Origin of the sequence: Elstera litoralis (assembly GCF_000963705.1) — a bacterium.
GTDB lineage: Bacteria > Pseudomonadota > Alphaproteobacteria > Elsterales > Elsteraceae > Elstera > Elstera litoralis.
This window is the reverse complement of record NZ_LAJY01000051.1, coordinates 1-15,982: the sequence shown is the minus strand read 5'-3', so window position 1 is coordinate 15,982 and position 15,982 is coordinate 1. Positions and strand designations below refer to the sequence as shown.

Sequence of the window (15,982 nt, the reverse complement as noted above, 5' to 3'; positions counted from 1 at the left end):
CAGGCTGGCGCGGGTGACGTTGGCGGCTTTGGCGGCTTCCGCCATCCCGCGTTCGCGCGCGAGCTTCCCCAGTTGAATCAGGAAGGCGGGCAGGTCGGTACTGCCGTCATCGTCGTCGCACAGCAAGCTAGACAGCAGCGCGGCTTGATCAGCGGCGGTTGGGGCAAGGTCGGTTGCCAGCAGCGGGCGGGTTTCGGTGGTCGTCTGTGGGGTCATGATCGGGGCTCCTTATCCCTTCCAAAGGTGCTTCGCGGCGGCAATCGCGGCCTCTTGGTCCCGCTTCGTGCTGCCGCCCAGCAAAACGATGATCGTTTGCCCCCGGCGGGCGAAATAAATGCGGTAGCCGGGGCCGTAGGTCAGACGCATCTCGAAAATCCCCTTGGCATTCGCAAGGGCTTTCCAATCCCCCAGGTTCCCGGCTTCGGCCTTGGCAATCCGGCTGCGAATGCGCTTGGCGGCGGCGGGATCGGTCAGGCCGTTCAGCCAAGTCAGGAAATCCGGGGTGGTTTCGATCTGCATCATAGGAACACTGTATCTTTAAAACGACAAACCCGCAAATGGAAAAGTCTTTTTAAAAAGACAAAAAAAGAGGGGCGGTGCATGACCGATTCTGTCAAGCGCGATACCAATATCGAGGCGCTGAAAGACCGCGTGCCGCTGTCGGCGTTAATCGGGCGGACGCATCAGTTAACGCGGAACGGGCGGGAGGCGGTAGCGGTTTGCCCGTTCCACCAGGACCGCAAAGCCTCCCTAACGATCAACGACGATAAGGGTTTCTACCATTGCTTCCCGTGCGGCGCGCATGGGGACCATGTGGATTGGTTGAAAGAGGTTGATGGGCTCTCGTTCTTCGGGGCGCGGGATCGGTTGATGGAATTGGCGGGGGTGCAGCGGGAGGATGTGGATAAACTGCCGCCCGCCAAACCGAGGAAAACCCCAGAAGAACTGGCAGCAGAGCGTGCCAAAAAGATCGATGCGGGCTTGAAGCGCTGGCGCTGGACGCGCCCGGCGGCGGGAACCCAGGTCGAGACCTATCTAACCCAGGGGCGCAAGCTCAACCTCGGTTTGATCGGCCTTAGTAACCGCGTGCGCTTTGGTGTGGTGGATTACTGGTGGACTCCGCCCAAGGGCGAGGATCGGGCCGCGCCGCCTCCGCCCCCGGTTTGCCTGGGGCGCTGGCCTGCAATGGTTATCGCGCTTCAAGATGCGCCGGGGTTGCCGGATTTTTCGGATCTATCGAAACCGCACGGGCTTGTGGGGGTGCATGTAACCTGGCTTGCCGACGATGGCTCGGATAAGCGGTTTATTCCGCACCCGCTGACCGGGGAAGCGATGAACCCGCGCAAGATGTTTGGTGTCTCGCGGGGGGCTGGGATGCGGCTTTATCCCCCGGCGGAAACGATGGCGCTTTCAGAAGGGTTTGAAACCGGCATGTCGGCGCGGCAGGCGGGTTGGCGTGATATTGCACCGGGCAAACTCTCGGTTTGGGCGGCTGGATCGCTGGATAACATCGCGGGCCGGTCGGTCGATGAGGGGGAGCGGCACCCGCGCCGCCCGCGCGCGAAGCTGCGGGGGATTGTGCCAGACCCCGACGATACCGGCATGCTGTTGCCGCCCGAATGCAAGCGCGTCTTGCTGATCCGCGATAACGACAATGGCGACCCTGAGATGGCCGAAAGCATCTATCGGCTTGTCTCAATCCGTTGGCGGTCGGAAGGGCGGGAAGTTTGGCACGTTACGCCTCCGCTCGGGGCGGACCTGAATGACGTTGCAAAATGGGAAGCTGAACGCGATGACGGATGAAACCCCTCCGCCGCGCCGCCCGATGCTGCGCGAGGTGATGGATGACGCGCGCCCATTCGACGGCCCACCGGAACCGCCTCCGCCGTCCGAGGAAGATCGCCGCGACGATGCCGATGGAATGCCGGGGCCGGAGGGAGACGGGGGAGAATCGGGGGCCGCCTCAAGCGCCTCTCCGCCTGCAAGTGCCACCGTGCTTGATCTGGAAAAGCATCGGCGCGCCCGCAAGGAACGGGCCTCCGCGAAAGCCAAATCCCCCAAGCCTGACCCGGAGGTTTGGGATCGGCTGAATGCCAGAATCAGGGAGGTCAGCGACCGCTACGCCCTTGCGATCATGGGCGGGCGGGCGGTTATTCTGCGCGAAGATATCGAGCTAACGGCCTGAAAACTCTGGAATTCATGGCGGTGGGAGCCTTTCGCGACTGGTTCCGAAACGAGACGTTCTACACCGGCGGCCGGAAGGCAGAGAGTTTGGCGGAATATTGGATGGCATCGCCCCGGCGTAGGCAATACGAGCGTATCGCCTTCGATCCCGGTTTGCCGCCAGGTGGGGGTGAAAACCCGATTTATAATCTGTTCCAAGGGTTCGCCGTAACCCCCGCGCCTTATTATGAGAATATTGAGGATCATAAACGTCATTTCTCGGTTTTGGCCGATCACGTCCTAACGAATGTTTGTAAGGGTGATCCTGAGCTTGCGAAGTGGATTTGGGGCTGGTTCGCCCACATCATCCAGCATCCCACCCGTCCGATCGGCAAAGCTCTGGTGTTCCGGGGGCGGATGGGGACCGGTAAAAGCAAGTTGGCCGAGGTCTTTGGTTCGCTGGTCGAGCCCCATTGGGTGCAGGTTGGCTCTAGCCGTTATCTGACCGGGCAGTTCAATGCCCATAAAATCAGCCTGCTGTTTCTAGCCTCGGATGAGGCGGTATGGGCGGGCGATAAGGCGGCGGAATCGGCCCTCAAGGATATGGTGACGAATAAAACCCATATGATCGAAAAGAAGGGGGTCGATCCAATCAAATTCCCCAACTTCATCCGTATCTTCATGACGTCCAATGAAAATTGGGTTGTTCCGGCGGGGTTGGAAGAGCGGCGGTTTGCCGTGCTCGATGTCGGGGAATGGGTCATCCAGAACCGTGAATATTTCGCGGAACTGGACGAACAATTAGACCGAGTGGCGGGGGAGACGGGGCAGAAGGGGGTAGAGGCGTGCGCCACAGGCCGCCAGCATCTGATGGCCTATCTGATGCAGCTCGACCTTACGCAAATCCCGCTGCACCAAGTGCCGAAGACCGAAGCGCTTTGGGATCAGAAGCTCGCCAGCCTCAATACCCCGCTCGCGTGGTGGTTCCAGTCGCTGAAAGACGGCAGCTTGTCGCGGCGGGGCGAAGCGTGGGGGCTGGTCGAGACGGAAGAGTTCTATACCAACTACAAGCACTTCTGCGAGACAAGCGATAGAAAAGCGCTGGTACGGGAACAGTTTATCTCCCATCTCGCCAAAGTAATACCCAAGAAAAACGATGGGTCGCCGGATTGGGTGCGAAAGCGATGTAGCGCCCGCGCTATGTCGGACGATGCTGGGGGGGCTTCCATGGTGCGGCCATGGGGGTACGAGTTCCCGTCTTTGGCGAAATGCCGGGAGGCGTGGGAAGGGCTGACTGGGCATTCCTTCGATTGGGGTGAGGAAACGGCGGAACGGGAGCTAGATCATGCGCCAGCGTGACGGGGCGGGCTTGGTGGGCTATTGCGCGCGCGAGGCTGGGGCAGGCCGCGCGGCGATTCTCTCCCTCTCGCAGGGGCTTGGGTGTCCTGTCCCACCGTGTCCCAGCGCTGTCCCAGCGCGGACGGGTAAAAAACCCAGCGTTTCTGCGGGTTGTCCCACCTGTCCCACCTGTCCCAGCTTCCGCCCCGTGTGTGCGTCCGCCCGTGCGCCCCCGCGTGCGTGTACGCGCGTGCTCCTGCGTCATGCGCGAGGGGTTTTAGGTGGGACAGGTGGGACAGGTGGGACAGAAACGAAATCTACCAGAATTTTCAAAGACATGGCTTGTCCCACCGAAGGGCTTTTCAAGAAAGCGCGGTGGGACAGGTGGGACAGAGCCGGAAAGGGCGGGAAAATGACGGCAGCGCGGACAAGGGCGGAAGTTAAGCGGGTGCGGGCGGCGGCAGGCGATGCGGCCTTACCGCCGGATGTGCAGATGGCGCGCCGGAATATTCAGGTGGTGACGGAGCTCGAGCGCGCGGTTGATCCTGAAACGGGTAAGCCGGTTCGGGTGCCGGGGCGGACGGGGCTTAAGGTGGTTAGCAAGATCGATCATTTGTACGCCCGGCAGTTGGTCAGTGAGCGGCAGTATCAGGCTGCCCTGGAAGTGTTGGGCTGGATGCAACAGGCACAACTTTCCGCCCCATCGGCGTTGAGCCTAATGACCCAAAGCGGCGGGGCGGGGGGGCTGGATGGTTGGACCGTTGCGCGTCTGGACGCCTTGTCTCGCCTTCGCCACCTTCGGCAAGATATCGGCACGCCGGGCATGGGGCTGCTGGTTTACGTGCTTCTGGATGAAGGTGACCTTGGCGATTGGCCAGGGTTGGCAGACAGCACAGCACAGCGGCGCAAGGATTATCGGGGATCAGCAGCGCTAGCCTTGCTGCTGATCGTTCTAGATCGTCTTGTGATAGGAGCTTGACGCGAGCCAGTCTCGCATGGCATGAGTTAGGCAAGCTACAAAAACTGCGACAAGCGCCGCCCTGGCATCCACGGGCGGCGCTTCGCATTTCAGCCCGAAAATCTCAATCATATCAATAGCATGGTTCGGATAGGGGCGGGGGTCTTCGCGCCCCTCGGGTCCTTCCCGGTCCCTTTCCCGATGCGGCCAGCAAGGGCGCGGGGCTTTGCTACGGGCGGGTTGTGAATTGCTGTGAAGGGTGTGAAGCCTGTGAAGCGCTGTGAAAGGAGGTGATTTTCTTGGGCGAGCAACCGCAGTTGATGACGAGGGGGGAATTTGCGGCTCACCTGAAACTGAAATCACCGAGCGCGATCAGCAATTATTTTGCGCGGGGGCGGCTGACGCAAGCCGTGCTGGTGGGCGGGAAAATCAACGTCGCGCTCGCGGAAAAGCAACTGGCGGCGTCCCGCGACACAGATCGGCCGGGGCCGCCGGGCACTACCCAGCCAGCCCTTGATATTTATCCAGACTCTGAAATGGCTTGGGATGCGCCAATCCAGGCACGTCTGAAGGCCGATATGCTCGTTGAGGACTTACGGCGCAAGCGGCGGGAAAATGATGAAGACGAAGGCCGCTTGGTGCTGGCGGAGCAAATTCACGATGCGGCAATGACGGCGGCCCGCAAGGTGCGGGACATGATGCTGTCGCTGCCGCCCCGGATAGCAGGCGAAATCGCGCCTGCGGCGGGGATGAGGTGAAAATTCAAGCGCTCTTGAAGCGCCGGATTAGTGCGGAACTGGAAAAAGCGGCAAGGGCGATTGATGAAACATGTACGCCAGCGGACGCACAACCTACCTCCGGGCCTTTGCCGCCGGATTAATGCCCGATCCTGACCTGACGGTCACGGAATGGGCGCGGAAGTTTCGCGTGCTTGGCAGCGACGAAGGGCCGGTGCCGGGGGAATGGTCAGATGATCTGGTGCCGTTTCTGCGGGAAATCACCGATTGTCTTTCGCCCTCGCACCCCTGCCGGGAAGTAACGTTCTGCAAATCGGCGCAGGTGGCGGGCTCGGCAGGCGGACTGAATTTTATCGGGGCGATTATCGACGCTTTCCCGGCACCGACACTGGTGGTTTTACCAACGGTTGACACGGCAAAAACCTATGTCAGGACAAAACTGCAACCGATGCTCGACAATAGCCCTGTTCTCCGGGGCAAAGTGGTCGAACAGAAACAGCGGCGCGGCGGTTCGACCCAAACCGATAAGAAGTTTCCCGGCGGGTTTCTGCGAATCACGGGCGCAAATTCGTCGGCCCCGCTCCAATCAATCTCGGTGCGGTTTGTCATCAAAGAGGAATTGTCCGAATGGCCCGATCAGCTTGAATCGCGCGGCGATCCAGACACGCAGGTCGATAAGCGCCAAACGGCCTATAGCGCCACCAAAAAGACGTTCAACGTTTCAACCCCCGGCACGGCAGGAACCTGCCGCATCACGAAGAAATTCGAGGCAGGCGATCAGCGGCGCTACTACGTGCCCTGCCCGGAATGCGGTCATTATCAGATCCTCGAATTCGAGCATCTGAAGCACAATGACGCGCCGCCGTATGAGGCCTATTACCTATGCCAGAGCGGCAACGGCTGCTTTATCCAGCATCACCATAAATCGGCGATGCTGGCGGCGGGCCGCTGGGTGGCCCATGCGTCGGGGGAAGGGCGGGAGCCAAGTTTCCACCTGCATCAGCTCTATTCGCCCTTCGTCAGTTGGGACGATACCGTACAGGAAAAGAAAAAGGCCGAAGCGGGCGGCCCGCGCGACATGAAGGTTTATGTCCAGCAGGTTAAAGGCGAAGCCTATGAGGAAAAAGGCGAGGTGCCGGACTATAACCTGCTGCTTGCCCGGCGCGAGGATTACGCGTCCCGCACGCTGCCCTATGGCGCTTTGTTCCTAAGCGCTGGGGTCGACGTGGGGCATCACTATCTGGTTTATGAGGTGGTGGCCTGGGGTCCGGGGCGTGCGTCCTGGTCGGTCGATCATGGGATTCTGCAAGGCGATACCAAGTTGCCCGCCGTTTGGGCTGCACTGGATGAGGTTTTGGACCGCGCTTACCCTGATTCGGTTGGGCGCGCCCATTACATCCACGCGGCTGCGGTCGATTCGGGCGATGGCAACCGCGCTCTCGACGTGTACCGCTACTGCCGAAGCCGCCCGAAGACACTCGCAATCAAGGGTATGCCGGGCTGGCGAAGGCCGATTATCGGCACCCCAAGCCGGGTGGACGTGGATGAAAACGGGCGAAAATGGACCGGCGGCGCACTGGTTTGGCCGGTGGGCACCTGGGAGATTAAGACCGATTTTTATGCGGCCCTCGGGCGTGCTGGCACGCCAGCATTAAAGCAATTCGAACCGGGTTACTGCCATTTCCACAATGGTTGCGACGAACCGTTTTACAAACAGTTGACGGCGGAAGCGCTGGTAACAAACGAAAAAGGCAAACAGGAATGGAAGCCCTTTGGTGAAAACCACTTCCACGACGCCCGCATTTACGCCATCGCGGCGGCGGCGTCGCTTGGGCTTTACAACCTGACCGAAGAGCAATGGGCGGCAATGGTTGTTGCCCATAACGATCTGCCGAAACCTTCGCAAGCTGACCTGTTTCTGCAAGCCCTAACGCCGATTCTGGCGGTGCCGCAGACCGCTGCACCGCAAGCCCCTGTGGCGCAACCACCCGAACCCCCGCCCGCCCCGCGCTCTGGCTTTACGCTTGGGCGGGGCTTTGGGCGATCTTAGAGGAGAAACCCTATGCTTCCTGCTGAAGAGCGGATGAACCGGCTGGTGAGTGCGCGCGATTCGGGCGTGTTGCGGGTCGAGGTGGATGGGCAAGTGGTGCAATACCGCAGCCTGATCGAGTTGGAGCACGCCATTGGTGCCGTTCAAAGCGAAATTCACGGCGGCGGGATTGTGACGCGCCAAGCCGGGTATAGCCGGGGAGCGATTTAGCCGATGAACCTGCTGGATCGGGCGATTTCTGCGATTTCGCCAACGGCGGGCTTGCGCCGAATGGCGGCGCGGGCGGGCCTTGACCAGATGAAAGCCCTTTCCGGCAAGCGGTCTTACGATGGCGCGCGGGTGGGGCAAAAAAAAGGCTCCCCGTTCGGGCGCGATTGGGCGCAAGGGCACCATTTAAGCGACCTGCGGCGCGGCGCGCGGTATTTGGACCGAAACTCCTCCTACGCCGGTAAGGCGATGGATGTTTTGGCGAATAACGCCATCGGCGAAGGCTGGATGGCTGGGTTTTCCCACGTAAAGCGCAAAAACCAGCGGGTTACGCTCGAAACCGAGTATGAGCGCTGGTGCAAGGTTGCTGATTTTCGCGGCAAACAGAGCTTTGACGGGCTGTGTTGGACGGCCACCCGCTCCATGCTGGTGGATGGTGAAATCATCATCCGGTTTCATGTGGTCCCCTGGAAGCCGGGTGATCCTGTGCCCCTGCGGCTAGAACTGCTGCCGATCGATCTGTTGTCGTCGGGCTCGATCACGAAAAGCAATGTGATCGACGGCATCGAATACGACGAAAACGCTCGCCCGGTGGCCTATTATTTTACGCAGGAAGGCTTGCGGCGCGATGGGGCCTTTATCGGCGGCAAGCCGCCCGTTCGGGTGCCTGCGGAAGAGATTATTCATCTCTACGAAGTGCTGAACGCGCTGCAATGGCGCGGGATTACGCGCATGGCGCGCGCCATGCTGCGGATCTCGGATTTGGAAGAATATGAGGAAGCGCGGTTAATCCAGGCGAAAATTGCGGCCTGTTTTGCCGCTTTCGTGACCGATCTGCCAAGTTCAACCGGGCTTTCGCCTGCCATTGCGCCCTTGCAATCGGCCCCAGGTCGCCCTGGTCAACAAATTGAGCAATTGGCCCCTGGGCTAATTGCTTACCTAAAGCCCGGTCAGGACGTAAAAACCGCTGTGCCCCAGCGCATTGAAACCGGGGGGTATGTGAGCGATCAAATCAGGGCTATCGCGGTCGGCTGCGGCGTGATGTACGAACAGATCAGCGGCGATTTGGAAAAGGTCAATTATTCCTCGTTCCGCGCAGGGGATCGGGATTTCAAACGCTCCATCAAAGTGTTGCGCCAGTTAACCCTACTGCCCCAGCTTTTTGACCGGGTGTGGAGCCAGTGGGCGCGGGCTGCGGCCATCATGGGAATGACCTACGCGCCCTCGGTATCGCCGGTTTGGACGCCCCCCGCTTTCGAGAGTGTTGACCGCAGGGCCGATGCCGAAGCGGACAGGCTGGAACTCGACAACGGCACCGCGACCGAAGAGCAGTTGGTGCTAGAGCGCGGCGTGACCGTTGCCCAGCAAATCGCCTCGCACGAGGCATCCAAGGAGCTTTATACCGCGCGCAAGGGCGGCGCTCCGCAATTCGATAAGCCCGGCCCAAGCGCCGCTTAGGAGACAAAAACATGCCTGAGCCGATCAAACCTACCCCAGCGGAGGGGGTTGGGGCTGAAACCTTTGTCCGCGCACTTTCCCTAACCCGGATCACTCCGGCGGAAGGGTCCGATACCACGGCAGCCGTTGAATTCGAAGCGGTGATGAGCACGGGGGCGGCGGTGCTGCGCTACGATTGGGGACGCGACCGTTTTGTGTCGGAAGTGCTCGATATGAGCCCTAAGGCGGTCGATATCGAGCGCATGAACGCGGGTGCGTCGGTGCTGGATAGCCACCGAACTTCGGGGTTAGAGGCGGTTTTCGGCAATGTCGTTCCGGGTTCGGTGCGACTGGAAAACGGCGTTCTGAAAGCCCGTCTGCGGCTTGATCCGCAAGACGCGCGGTCGCGCAAAGTCGTGGAAGGTTTCGTGCGCGGCCTGTCGGTGGGTTACACGGTCAGCCGCTGGGAAATCGATGAGGCGACCGATCCTGTGACGGTGCGAGCCACGCGCTGGCAACCCCATGAAGTTTCGGTGGTGTCGGTTCCGGCCGATCCCGCCGCTATGGTTTCGCTTGCCGGAAGGCAGGCGTTTTTCGGCCCTGACCGGGCTTCCCACTGTTGAGGAAAAAATGCCGAACACAACCGAAGAAACCCGGTCTACGCCGGACAATAGCACGCAGGCCCCGCCTGCGGCCGCGCTAACTTCGCAAGCAGATGTGCTTGCGACAGAGCGCAAACGCATGGCCGATATTCTCGACGCCTGCACGCGCAGTGGCTTTGCCGCCGACGCCCAAACCTATATCGAGGGCGGGCAAACCGCCGATCAGGTCCGCAGCGCGCTGTTTGAAAAAATGGCCGCCAAAACGCCGAAAATCGATGTTCAGATCGGCGGGCAAGACGCCTCGAACCCGCTACCGCGCCAATTGGCAATGACGGCGGCGGTGCTGGCCCGCGCCAATGTGACCGTGAAGCCGGAGGATTTGGCGCGCGACGGTGTGACTGCGGCTCAAATCAGCACGATGAGCCGGGAGTATGCCGGTACAACGCTCCTGCGAATGGCCGAACAGGCGCTGATCGATGTGGGCGTTAATACGCGCGGCATGCGTCGATGGATATTGCCAAATATGCCCTGGGGTTGGAACGCGCCCCTGGCATGATGGCGACCAGCGATTTCCCGATTGCGCTGGGCGAGGCGGCGGGCCGCTCCTTGCGCGCCGCCTATGCGTTGCAACCGCAGACCTGGCGGAAACTCGTTAACATCGTTCCGCTATCGGATTTCCGGCCGGTCAAACGGGTGCAAATCAGCGAATTCGACCTGCTAAAAAAAGATCGAAGAGGGCGGTGAATACACCAGCGTTGCCTTCGGTGAAGCGGGCGAAACCCTGCAACTCGGCACCTTTGGCCGTAAAACCGCGCTGACCCGCCAAGCGATCATTAATGATGATCTTGGCATCTTCAGCCGCATTCCGCGCATGTTCGCGGCAGCGGCGGCGATGACCGAGGGGAATTTGGTCTGGGCGCTCATTACCGGCAACCCGGTGATGGCCGATGGTGTGGCCTTGTTCCATGCCAGCCATAACAATTTGGCCGGGGCCGGGGCCGCGCCCGATGTGGCTAGCCTTTCGGCCATGCGGAAAGCGATCCGCATGCAAAAGAGCCTTGGCGGCAATGAAATGAATTTGGCGGCATCGCTGATTCTCGCCCCGCCGTCGCTGGAAACCGGGCTGGAACAACTGTTGGCTCCCCTGGCGCGTTACCTTCCGGCGACGACGGATGAAGTCAACCCCTTCGCTGGTAAATTCGAGACCGTGATTGAATCTCGGCTTGAAACCGCCTCGGCAACGGCTTGGTACGGCATGGTGAGCCCCAACACCATCGATACGATCGAGGTGGCTTATCTTAACGGTCAGCAGGGTCTCTATACCGAAAGCCGGGTCGGCTTCGATGTGGACGGCATGGAAATGAAGGCCCGGCTCGATATCGGCGCATCCGTTATCGATTTCCGTGGCTTCTACAAGAACCCCGGTTAAGGAAAACTCCCTATGAAAAACCATGTTCAAATCGGGGATACGCTCCCCTTTACTGCCCCTTACGCGGTTGCGGCCGGGGCGGGGTTTCAGGTGGGCGGGCTGTTTGCCGTGGCGGTCAATGCGGCGGCGAACGGTGCGCCCGTGCAGGGCAATTTTGACGGGGGTTTATACCCTCGCCAAAGTGGCGGGTTCGGCCTGGACGGTAGGTGAGATTGTCTACTGGGATAATGCCGCCAAAGCCTGCACCGACACGCCCGCATCGAACCTCAAAATCGGTCATGCGACCGAAGCTGCGGCGTCTAGCGCGACGGCTGGCGCTGTGCGGCTCAACGGGGCCTATTGATGGACGTGCTGGCGGCTGCTATCGGCGATGCACTCACCGATAGCAGCCTCTCGCAGCCCTTCACTTTTTGGCCGGTCGATACCCCGGCTCAGGTTAGGCCAGGGCGGGGGGTATTGCGCCGCCCGGATCGGGCGGGGAGCTTCGGTATCGCCCGGCCCCAGCTTACGGCGATGAGCCTGCGGGTTCCTACATCGCTGGGCGTTGGGCTGAAGCATCAAATCGACATCGATGGGCAACGGTTTTCGGTGGTGAAAATCGAAGCCGAGCCTTCCGGCCTAACGGCGGTGCTGTCGCTGACAGAGGTGACAAAAAAATGAGCCAACTCCTGCATTTATTTCGCGGTTCTGTCGTTCTGCCGTCGCCGCTGTTAACCCCGGTGGCCTTGCCGGAACGGATCGTGTGCCCCACCAATAGCCCGGAACGGCTGCTGTTGACGGCGATTTTCAGCCCCCAGGGCACGCCAGACCCGGCCTGTGTGATTACGGCCTATGTGCAAACCCAGCTTGGCGAAGGGCAGTTTTTCGATATTGCGGCCTTTAGCTTTGCCGCAACGGGCGAAACCCGCAGCTTTAACCTTTCGGCAAGCGCGCCGATTACCACGGCAACCCAACTGCTCAAAAACGCTTTGCCGCCGGGAACCTCCGTGAATGGCGTTTTGGGACGGCAGTATAGTTGCATTGTGCTGGTCACGGGCGGCTATCCGGCGGGGTCCGAGCTTGAAATTTCGGGGCAGTTCGCATGAGCAACCCGCCCGTTCCGGTTTGGGAAACCATCGTTCAGGCGCTGGAAGCCCGGTTGCGGGCGTTGGAGTGGCCGGGGCTTACGGTCGAGCGTAACCGCACGGTCGAGGTGTCAGCCGATGAATGCCCGTTCTTGGCGCTTTATGAAGCCGATGAGGATGAGCCGGAGGAAGATTCGGCGGCGGCCCGGAAATCGTCGGGCGTTGAAATCGAACTCTACCTGCAAGCCCCCCGCGACCACGACACGCCGGGGGCAGCCCTCGGGGCCGATCTGAACGGGCTGATTGCGATGGTCGAGTTTGCCGTACTGGAAGGTACCAACCAATCCCCGTCCTGGTGGCCTGACGGTACGGTGGATATTCGGCGTGGCGCGATCAGCCGAACGCTTGAAACGGGCGAAACGAGCCTGCCGAGCGGTGGGGCCAAAATAGAATTCACCGTCGATTACTGGACCCGGCCGGGCGATCCCTACACTCCCGGCCCGTAACCTAAGCCTTAAAATTTGAGGATCTGATGACCCATCGCCCGCTGTCTCCGGCGGCGCGATCGGGAGGGTCTCTCCTGCTCAGCGATGAGCCGGAAACGCCCCCGGTTGTGCCTGCCGCGCCCGCCAAACCCGCGCCCGCGCCGGGTAGCAAACCCGTAAAGCCGGAGGAAAAATCCGATGAGTGAAGTTAAAAAGCGCAGCCGAAAGGGCGCAGTCTATATCGCCATCCAGGGCTTTGATGACGTGATGGTCACGCCCGACTTGGTGAATGACGGGGTTTTAGGGGAAAACCTCGACCTGTCCTATAACCCCCAAACGGTCACGACGAACGAATTCACCAATTCGCTCGATCGGCGCGCGCGCATCGTGGGCGGCTTCAAGGCTACCTTGAATTTCGAAGCCTATTTGAAGGGCTCGGGCCTGCCGGGGGTTGCGCCGGAGTTTGGCCGGCTGCTGCAAGCCTGCGGCTATGCCGAACAGGTGATTTCCACGGCGGTGACGGGCACCGATATCGCCTTTGTGAATGCCACCGGCAAAATCACGGCGGCCGCCACGAATATTTCGGGCTTCACCGTTGGCACCGCTTTGCACGTTCAGCACGCTGACCGGCGGGTGCAGGGCTCCTATGTGGTCACGGCAGTCGGGGCCGGTGAAATCACCGTTACCAATGAGGACGGCACGGCCCCAACCTTCCCGAACACGGCAGCAGGGCCAAGCGTAACCCTGCGGCGCGGCATTTCGGCGGCAACGGCAACGGCGGGAACCGACACAAGCGCCACGCTGGCGGCCCCCTTTGCGGCGACCGATCAGCTTTACCGGGGCGCGCCCCTGCTGCTGACCGGCAACCCCGCAACGCCGACGCTTTCGTTCGTCAATGATTATACCGCCGGGCGCTTGGCGGAACTGACGGATAAGTTCGCAACGGCCTTGAGCACGTCCACCATCGCCTCGGTCCCGCCCTGCGTTGTGTATACCCCAGCAAGCGATAACCTGCCGTGGCTGACGGTTTGGGCGAATCTCGACGGCGTGATGGTCAAACTGTTCGGCTGCGTCGGCTCCTTCTCCGTCGAAGCCCAGGCGGGCGGGGCGGCAAAGGTGAAATTCAACCTGTCGGGCCTCTATGATTCGGAAATCGATCAGGCCCCCGGCGCAACGGCCTATGACGGCACGCGCCCGGCGATTTGGCGCGATAGCGTTTTCGAAGTGAACCGCCGCAAAATCGGCACCAGCAAATTGATGGTCGACACGAAAAGCCAGGTGGAATTTCCGCCGAACCCCAACGGCGGCGAAGGGTTTGACCCGCCGATCATCATTAGCCGCGAAATGACCGGCTCGATTGACCCGAACCTGTCGACGGTGGCGACGCAGGATATTATGACCGCGTTCCGCAGCGGCGAAACCCAACCCATCCACGCGCGCCTCACCGGCGGGCCGGGGGCAGTGCCGGGCAATCGCGTCGGCATGGTTATTCCGGCGGCGCAATATAGCGATGCCAAACCCACCGACCGCAACGGCGTGCGCGCCCGTGAAATCCCCTTTGACTGCACCCGCGAAGACGGCGGGTTCATGCTCTGCTTTTTCTAAGGATTGCAGCAATGGCAATGCCGGTTTCCCCAACAATTCTTCACCGCTTTACCCCCAGCTATTACGAGGAAGGCAAGTCTCCCACCTACTTGCTGAAAGTGCCGACGCTGATTGAACGCGCGGCCTATAACCGCGAACTGCAAACCCTGGGGATTAGCTACCCTTCGGACGAAACCCTGAACGGCCTGTTGCGCGACGGGCTTGACCTGTTCAACCCCGATAACCGCGCCGATCTGGAAGACGCGCTGACCGCGCTGGAAGCGGCCAAGGCCGAAAAGACCGAACCGCCGGAAGACGCAATCACGCTGGTCACCGATCTAGAAGCGCTGCTGCGCCAGCATTACCAGCCCTTCGCCGAAGCGCTGGCGCAACGGGCCTATGCGGTCGAGGTTCGGCAGATCGTGGCCTGCCGCATGTTCCTGCGGGGGGTTGAAAATGCACCCTTCACCTTGAAACCCAGCGGCACCACGCTTGCCGACGCCGATCTGATGAAACTGCCGGAACTCGACCGGCTGATGATTGCCGTTGAACTGAACCGGCTGATGAACCCGGAGCCGGAAACGGAAAAAAACTAACCCTTGCCGTCGCCGTGGCGCTCTACCCCCAGGATTTTGCCGGGGGCGCGGTTGCGGCGGACGGCAGCGGCTGGGACGTGCTCGGCACTTACTACCCCACCAATCCCCGGCTGCTGCTGGATGACGACGCCCAGGCCATGCTGACCATCTGGTGCGCCTGCCGCACCAGCGGCTTCGGACCGGGGCATCTTCCGGCGGCGGGCGGCGCGGGCGATCAATCGGCGCTGATGATGGATTGCCTAAACCTCATGAATGCCGCCGAAGCCAGACTACGCAAGGCGCGGGGGGAGGATGAATGAGCCTGAACCTTGAGCTTGAAGCGCAAATCAAAGCGCGGATGGAAAAACATAAAAAACGGCTCAAGCGGTATATGACCCTGGCGGCAACGGAAGCCGGGGCGTGGACACGCGACGAACTGCAACGCCAAGCCGCAAGCTTTATGCACAAGGGCCGCAGCAGCGCGGGCACGCAAGACCCGATCCGCTCAATTCGGCTGACGATCTATCCCAAAAGCGGCGATAGCCTCGGGGCGGCGGCGGAAATCCGCTTCGCGGCGAATTGGTGGCGCGCGCACATCGAGGGGCCGGAGGTGATTACGGCGGCGGGCGGGCGCTGGATGGCGATTCCCCTGCCTGCCGCCATTGATATGGGGTTGGACCGCACGCGCGGCGACCGGGGCGCGGGCATGCGGCTATCAAAGCGGGCCAATATCCCTAAAAACCTGCGCTTTGTGCCGTTCGACGGCGGCAGACGCGCCCTGCTGGTCATGGATGCACTGGTTACGAAAGCCGGGAAAACCCGGCGCTTGGGTGCGGGGAAATCCAGCCAACGCGGGGCATCGATCCCACTGTTTTTGTTAGTGCGCTCCGTGCGGCTGCCGAAACGCATCGATGTGAAAAAAGCCGAACGCGATGGCTTCCAACGCTACGTGCGGGCCGTGACCCGAGGCGTTGAAAGCGCGTTCTACGAGTACGATTAGGCGGCCCGGCTGCCCAAAAGCGAGAGATTCCCCCGATGGCTGATGTCACCATTCGCTTTGCGACCAAAGACGTAAATGTCGTTCGCGCGGCCCTGGAATCGGTGGGTAAGGATGGCGAAGCGGCCCTGAGCCGCGTCAATACCGCCCTTGCCAAAATGGGCAAAAGCGGCGGTAGTGCCGAACAGGCCGCCGAAGGCATGGCAAAGGTCCGCCAGGAAATTGAAAAGGTCGGGCGGGGCGGGGCGGGTATCGACGCCGCAACGCGCGGCCTTGCCGCCTTTGACCGGCAAGCCGGGATGACCTACGGCCAAACCCAGGCTTGCGCGCCGGGTTTATCAACCTGTTCCAAACGG

At 61.1% G+C, this 15,982-nt stretch carries 24 protein-coding genes; 22 read left to right on the top strand and 2 right to left on the bottom strand.

Annotated features, from left to right (window positions below):
- Positions 1-216, bottom strand: a 216-nt coding sequence (locus tag VZ95_RS02920; protein ID WP_045774547.1) for a hypothetical protein, incomplete at its 3' end; no start/stop codon positions are given.
- Between the two features lie 12 nt (positions 217-228).
- Entirely contained in the window at positions 229-522 is a 294-nt protein-coding gene (locus VZ95_RS02915; RefSeq protein WP_045774546.1) for a type II toxin-antitoxin system RelE/ParE family toxin, read from the bottom strand.
- A gap of 78 nt (positions 523-600) precedes the next feature.
- On the opposite strand from VZ95_RS02915, the gene VZ95_RS02910 reads away from it, so the two are divergent.
- The 22 genes from VZ95_RS02910 to VZ95_RS02815 all read left to right on the top strand — a co-directional run.
- On the top strand, positions 601-1,803 hold the full coding sequence (locus tag VZ95_RS02910) for a CHC2 zinc finger domain-containing protein (protein WP_045774545.1): 1,203 nt from the start codon (positions 601-603) through the stop codon (positions 1,801-1,803).
- A complete protein-coding gene (locus tag VZ95_RS02905) occupies positions 1,763-2,185 on the top strand; it encodes a hypothetical protein (protein WP_156995002.1) in 423 nt (140 codons plus the stop codon). The genes VZ95_RS02910 and VZ95_RS02905 overlap by 41 nt, the downstream gene beginning before the upstream one ends.
- A gap of 101 nt (positions 2,186-2,286) precedes the next feature.
- Positions 2,287-3,522, top strand: a complete 1,236-nt coding sequence (locus VZ95_RS02900; RefSeq protein ID WP_156995000.1) for a primase-helicase family protein — start codon at positions 2,287-2,289, stop codon at positions 3,520-3,522.
- A 391-nt stretch (positions 3,523-3,913) separates the two neighbouring features.
- The gene (locus VZ95_RS02895; protein ID WP_156994998.1) at positions 3,914-4,480 is read left to right on the top strand and encodes a hypothetical protein; all 567 of its coding nucleotides are present in this window, start codon (positions 3,914-3,916) and stop codon (positions 4,478-4,480) included.
- Positions 4,481-4,758: 278 nt separating this feature from the next.
- Entirely contained in the window at positions 4,759-5,217 is a 459-nt protein-coding gene (locus VZ95_RS02890) for a hypothetical protein (RefSeq protein WP_156994997.1), read from the top strand.
- Positions 5,218-5,287: 70 nt separating this feature from the next.
- Positions 5,288-7,246 carry a phage terminase large subunit family protein gene (locus VZ95_RS02885; RefSeq protein WP_045774541.1) on the top strand — a complete coding sequence of 653 codons (1,959 nt, stop codon included), beginning with the start codon at positions 5,288-5,290 and terminating at the stop codon, positions 7,244-7,246.
- Between the two features lie 12 nt (positions 7,247-7,258).
- Positions 7,259-7,456, top strand: coding sequence for a phage head-tail joining protein (locus VZ95_RS23770; protein WP_156994995.1), 198 nt, complete (start codon positions 7,259-7,261; stop codon positions 7,454-7,456).
- A 3-nt stretch (positions 7,457-7,459) separates the two neighbouring features.
- Positions 7,460-8,911 (top strand): phage portal protein, encoded by a 1,452-nt coding sequence (locus VZ95_RS02880; protein WP_045774540.1) that lies wholly within the window; start codon positions 7,460-7,462, stop codon positions 8,909-8,911.
- An 11-nt stretch (positions 8,912-8,922) separates the two neighbouring features.
- On the top strand, positions 8,923-9,513 hold the full coding sequence (locus VZ95_RS02875; RefSeq protein WP_045774539.1) for an HK97 family phage prohead protease: 591 nt from the start codon (positions 8,923-8,925) through the stop codon (positions 9,511-9,513).
- A gap of 7 nt (positions 9,514-9,520) precedes the next feature.
- Positions 9,521-10,048, top strand: a complete 528-nt coding sequence (locus VZ95_RS02870) for a hypothetical protein (protein WP_045774538.1) — start codon at positions 9,521-9,523, stop codon at positions 10,046-10,048.
- Positions 10,000-10,236 carry a hypothetical protein gene (locus tag VZ95_RS02865; protein WP_156994992.1) on the top strand — a complete coding sequence of 79 codons (237 nt, stop codon included), beginning with the start codon at positions 10,000-10,002 and terminating at the stop codon, positions 10,234-10,236. The genes VZ95_RS02870 and VZ95_RS02865 overlap by 49 nt, the downstream gene beginning before the upstream one ends.
- Complete coding sequence (locus tag VZ95_RS02860) at positions 10,220-10,921, top strand: phage major capsid protein (RefSeq protein WP_456297671.1); 702 nt, start codon at positions 10,220-10,222, stop codon at positions 10,919-10,921. Before VZ95_RS02865 ends, VZ95_RS02860 begins: the two co-directional genes overlap by 17 nt.
- Positions 10,922-10,933: 12 nt before the next feature.
- Entirely contained in the window at positions 10,934-11,131 is a 198-nt protein-coding gene (locus VZ95_RS26585) for a capsid cement protein (protein ID WP_232302452.1), read from the top strand.
- A complete protein-coding gene (locus VZ95_RS26580) occupies positions 11,076-11,264 on the top strand; it encodes a DUF2190 family protein (protein WP_232302453.1) in 189 nt (62 codons plus the stop codon). The genes VZ95_RS26585 and VZ95_RS26580 overlap by 56 nt, the downstream gene beginning before the upstream one ends.
- Entirely contained in the window at positions 11,264-11,581 is a 318-nt protein-coding gene (locus VZ95_RS02850) for a head-tail joining protein (protein WP_045774535.1), read from the top strand. Before VZ95_RS26580 ends, VZ95_RS02850 begins: the two co-directional genes overlap by 1 nt.
- The gene (locus VZ95_RS02845) at positions 11,578-12,006 is read left to right on the top strand and encodes a hypothetical protein (protein WP_045774534.1); all 429 of its coding nucleotides are present in this window, start codon (positions 11,578-11,580) and stop codon (positions 12,004-12,006) included. The genes VZ95_RS02850 and VZ95_RS02845 overlap by 4 nt, the downstream gene beginning before the upstream one ends.
- Positions 12,003-12,491 carry a hypothetical protein gene (locus VZ95_RS02840; protein ID WP_045774533.1) on the top strand — a complete coding sequence of 163 codons (489 nt, stop codon included), beginning with the start codon at positions 12,003-12,005 and terminating at the stop codon, positions 12,489-12,491. Before VZ95_RS02845 ends, VZ95_RS02840 begins: the two co-directional genes overlap by 4 nt.
- A gap of 177 nt (positions 12,492-12,668) precedes the next feature.
- Positions 12,669-14,075: a hypothetical protein gene (locus tag VZ95_RS02835; RefSeq protein WP_045774532.1), complete on the top strand. Its 1,407-nt coding sequence runs from the start codon at positions 12,669-12,671 to the stop codon at positions 14,073-14,075.
- Between the two features lie 11 nt (positions 14,076-14,086).
- Positions 14,087-14,650: a hypothetical protein gene (locus VZ95_RS02830; RefSeq protein ID WP_045774531.1), complete on the top strand. Its 564-nt coding sequence runs from the start codon at positions 14,087-14,089 to the stop codon at positions 14,648-14,650.
- A gap of 14 nt (positions 14,651-14,664) precedes the next feature.
- Entirely contained in the window at positions 14,665-14,949 is a 285-nt protein-coding gene (locus VZ95_RS02825) for a hypothetical protein (protein ID WP_045774530.1), read from the top strand.
- A complete protein-coding gene (locus VZ95_RS02820) occupies positions 14,946-15,629 on the top strand; it encodes a DUF6441 family protein (protein WP_045774529.1) in 684 nt (227 codons plus the stop codon). The genes VZ95_RS02825 and VZ95_RS02820 overlap by 4 nt, the downstream gene beginning before the upstream one ends.
- A 35-nt stretch (positions 15,630-15,664) precedes the next feature.
- The coding region (locus VZ95_RS02815; protein ID WP_045774528.1) for a hypothetical protein at positions 15,665-15,982 on the top strand (318 nt) is incomplete at its 3' end.

What these genes read in the sequence shown, in the direction of transcription:
- VZ95_RS02850 (WP_045774535.1), top strand. Translation starts at nt 11,264, where the DNA reads ATGGACGTGCTGGCGGCTGCTATCGGCGATGCACTCACCGATAGCAGC.
- VZ95_RS02835 (WP_045774532.1), top strand. Translation starts at nt 12,669, where the DNA reads ATGAGTGAAGTTAAAAAGCGCAGCCGAAAGGGCGCAGTCTATATCGCC.
- VZ95_RS02885 (WP_045774541.1), top strand. Translation starts at nt 5,288, where the DNA reads ATGTACGCCAGCGGACGCACAACCTACCTCCGGGCCTTTGCCGCCGGA.
- VZ95_RS02830 (WP_045774531.1), top strand. Translation starts at nt 14,087, where the DNA reads ATGGCAATGCCGGTTTCCCCAACAATTCTTCACCGCTTTACCCCCAGC.
- VZ95_RS23770 (WP_156994995.1), top strand. Translation starts at nt 7,259, where the DNA reads ATGCTTCCTGCTGAAGAGCGGATGAACCGGCTGGTGAGTGCGCGCGAT.
- VZ95_RS02895 (WP_156994998.1), top strand. Translation starts at nt 3,914, where the DNA reads ATGACGGCAGCGCGGACAAGGGCGGAAGTTAAGCGGGTGCGGGCGGCG.
- VZ95_RS02845 (WP_045774534.1), top strand. Translation starts at nt 11,578, where the DNA reads ATGAGCCAACTCCTGCATTTATTTCGCGGTTCTGTCGTTCTGCCGTCG.
- VZ95_RS02915 (WP_045774546.1), bottom strand. Translation starts at nt 522, where the DNA reads ATGATGCAGATCGAAACCACCCCGGATTTCCTGACTTGGCTGAACGGC.
- VZ95_RS02870 (WP_045774538.1), top strand. Translation starts at nt 9,521, where the DNA reads ATGCCGAACACAACCGAAGAAACCCGGTCTACGCCGGACAATAGCACG.
- VZ95_RS26585 (WP_232302452.1), top strand. Translation starts at nt 10,934, where the DNA reads ATGAAAAACCATGTTCAAATCGGGGATACGCTCCCCTTTACTGCCCCT.
- VZ95_RS02875 (WP_045774539.1), top strand. Translation starts at nt 8,923, where the DNA reads ATGCCTGAGCCGATCAAACCTACCCCAGCGGAGGGGGTTGGGGCTGAA.
- VZ95_RS02910 (WP_045774545.1), top strand. Translation starts at nt 601, where the DNA reads ATGACCGATTCTGTCAAGCGCGATACCAATATCGAGGCGCTGAAAGAC.
- VZ95_RS02820 (WP_045774529.1), top strand. Translation starts at nt 14,946, where the DNA reads ATGAGCCTGAACCTTGAGCTTGAAGCGCAAATCAAAGCGCGGATGGAA.
- VZ95_RS02905 (WP_156995002.1), top strand. Translation starts at nt 1,763, where the DNA reads ATGACGTTGCAAAATGGGAAGCTGAACGCGATGACGGATGAAACCCCT.
- VZ95_RS02880 (WP_045774540.1), top strand. Translation starts at nt 7,460, where the DNA reads ATGAACCTGCTGGATCGGGCGATTTCTGCGATTTCGCCAACGGCGGGC.
- VZ95_RS02840 (WP_045774533.1), top strand. Translation starts at nt 12,003, where the DNA reads ATGAGCAACCCGCCCGTTCCGGTTTGGGAAACCATCGTTCAGGCGCTG.
- VZ95_RS02865 (WP_156994992.1), top strand. Translation starts at nt 10,000, where the DNA reads ATGGATATTGCCAAATATGCCCTGGGGTTGGAACGCGCCCCTGGCATG.
- VZ95_RS02900 (WP_156995000.1), top strand. Translation starts at nt 2,287, where the DNA reads ATGGCATCGCCCCGGCGTAGGCAATACGAGCGTATCGCCTTCGATCCC.